Source organism: Clostridium sp., assembly GCF_051656525.1.
Classification (GTDB): domain Bacteria; phylum Bacillota; class Clostridia; order Clostridiales; family Clostridiaceae; genus Clostridium.
On record NZ_JBOGCC010000067.1, the window covers coordinates 1 to 2,406 of the forward strand.

Here is a 2,406-nt window from a genome sequence, read left to right on the forward strand (position 1 = left end):
CCAGGAATCACTTGCATATGAGTTGGGTTTTCCCACTCACGATTCATGATCTTTGTTATATAATCTTTCAACACACTCACTGGATCTTTAGCCATGATATGGTCAGCGTATACAGTTACTTTAATCATTATGCGAATACCTTTTCAGAATAGTGGGCTAACAATTCTTTATCGATTGTAGTGACGTAATAGATACTGTGATACTCATCGCGGCGACGGAATTTCTCTTTAGCGGTATCTCGTGCGTCTACGATACGGCGTAGCACACCTTTCTTACTTAAACTCTCAAACCGGCGAATGTACAGTTTCTCATTACCATTACCAGTTCGTAAAACAGAGTCAAATACATGCGTATAGCCGGGGAGGTTCCCCGGTATATAGAACGCATCGTTGGCATAGAATTCTACATAACGAATTTCTTCACGGGGCACAATAGCAAAGTTAGCCATGTGATCAAGGCAAAGAATTCGCTGATCTTGAGTATGTGTTATCGACACCTCTAGGAAGTTACCTTCCCGCTCGATAGCCTTGGAGTGATCGATACTTTTAGCAATCCAAGGTATGAGGCCAGGTGCTGTCGATGTAACATAGATAGCCTCGTGTATCTCATGTACTTGAGGCCCAAGTTCCGACACAAAATCGAAAGCCGCTCTAACCAGAATAAAATTTTCTGACTCGACAAAATTATAGCGTATAGGCTCAGCCCACTTGCGATCTAATACATCACGGACATACTCACGTAATGCTTCCACTGGGTCTGCCATGTGTAGACTTTCTACACGTAGAGTAATCATGAACATCTGACGATTCCCCGTTCCTTAAATGTTTCTGCAATATGGTCTAATGCTACTGGAGTGCAGTTATTCAGATCCAGTGTGCAGTTAAAGTATCGATCATCCTGTACGATACTATCGTGTTTGTGACCGTGTACGTTTACTTGCCAACGATCTAAGCACATTGGATGTACCGGGATGTGTGAGAACACACATACTTGTCCGTGATTAGGTAAACGGCGCACCAGTGCACCAGTTACACGTTTGAAGTTACCGAATGGGATCATGCAGCGCTCACCGTCGTGATTCCCAGGCACTAGGATAACGTTACGGCAATGCACACGATCTAACTGTGCTAATGCACTATCGGATAAGATAATGTCACCTACCAGTATTAGAGTATCAGTAGGGTTCACTATTTCATTACAACGATCTACAATATATTTATCGTGTTCTTCGATCGTTTTAAACTGTGGGCGGTATTGCAGAATGTTCTCATGTCCAAGATGCCAATCTGCTGCTGCATATGCGTTAGTCATTAGTCAACCATACAGTAGGATAGGATATTCATTAGAGCAGTACGTGCTCGGTTACGCGTTACCATGGTGTAAAACAATCCAATGTCTTGGTCTAGCGAATAAGACTCGAGGTTCATCGCGCCTTCCCCAACACCAAAACCACGTAACAGTTGTTTAGCGCCTTCATCCATCGGCTTACCAAAACCAATAATGGTTGGGTCAGCATAGATAGCGATATTGAGGTTAGGATTACCTAACAGTACACGCATGCATACCATCGGTGGCCGTGGTTCAGTAAAACCTTCGAAGTTAACGTCTGTGCGTTCAGTACTACCAAGAATAATTACAGAACCGATTTCATCGGTATCGGAGTTTTCGACACCTAGTCGATATAAACGATAAGCTTCCGCACGCTGGTTGATGACGGTACGGAATTTCTCAACACTCGAAGGATCAATTACCCCAACTTGTGGGTTTGTTACAGACTGAGTGATTGTAACCCGTGGGAACATACGACAGATGAGATCTCGACCAGCAGACCGAGTAGATTGCACGTTATCCATCACCAGTGCAATAGTACGTTCCATGTCACAATGTACTTTAACGTAATACAACCCAGTCTCAGTAATTGGCAGGATCATAAATTTGTCTTTAGTGACCCCAAGTAATTCAGGAACGGCAGACTTAACACAAATGATGATCTCATTCTCATCCATCGGACCATGTGCATAAAACGCTGCTACGATCATTCTATAATATCCTATTTAAAGCATGAAGATTCGGTCGCTGTGTACTACTGTGTCTTTAGTTAGTTTAGCGCCGATATTATTTAGTGTTTTGAAGAGCAGTGAATCTTTCTTAATTGTATAAGTTATTTCGTTACCGTCCAGATTGATATCACCAGCATCAAATAAGCTGGCAGCTAAATGAACCCGGCGATTATGGGTAGCACGTGTACAGAAATAAACACGGCATTTATGAATTATCTCTACACGTGCATTAGTTCTACGATAACGAGAGTTTAAGCTCGTTATCATTATATCGTGGTCATACATCTTACCAATCATCACTCTAATACCCGTGTGTAGATTAGCTGGTTAACCATGATACTGCTAC

General features: G+C 42.5%; 3 protein-coding genes. All 3 read right to left on the reverse strand.

The annotated features are described in order from the left end of the window. Positions 1 to 127: 127 nt before the first annotated feature. The 3 genes from ACRDDY_RS02355 to ACRDDY_RS02365 are packed head-to-tail and all read right to left on the reverse strand — an operon-like array spanning position 128 to position 2,039. Positions 128 to 799 carry a hypothetical protein gene (locus ACRDDY_RS02355; RefSeq protein WP_438563368.1) on the reverse strand — a complete coding sequence of 224 codons (672 nt, stop codon included), beginning with the start codon at positions 797 to 799 and terminating at the stop codon, positions 128 to 130. After that, on the reverse strand, positions 790 to 1,311 hold the full coding sequence (locus ACRDDY_RS02360; protein WP_438563369.1) for a metallophosphoesterase: 522 nt from the start codon (positions 1,309 to 1,311) through the stop codon (positions 790 to 792). The genes ACRDDY_RS02355 and ACRDDY_RS02360 overlap by 10 nt, the downstream gene beginning before the upstream one ends. Continuing rightward, on the reverse strand, positions 1,311 to 2,039 hold the full coding sequence (locus ACRDDY_RS02365; RefSeq protein WP_438563370.1) for a hypothetical protein: 729 nt from the start codon (positions 2,037 to 2,039) through the stop codon (positions 1,311 to 1,313). The genes ACRDDY_RS02360 and ACRDDY_RS02365 overlap by 1 nt, the downstream gene beginning before the upstream one ends. Between the last annotated feature and the right edge of the window lie 367 nt (positions 2,040 to 2,406).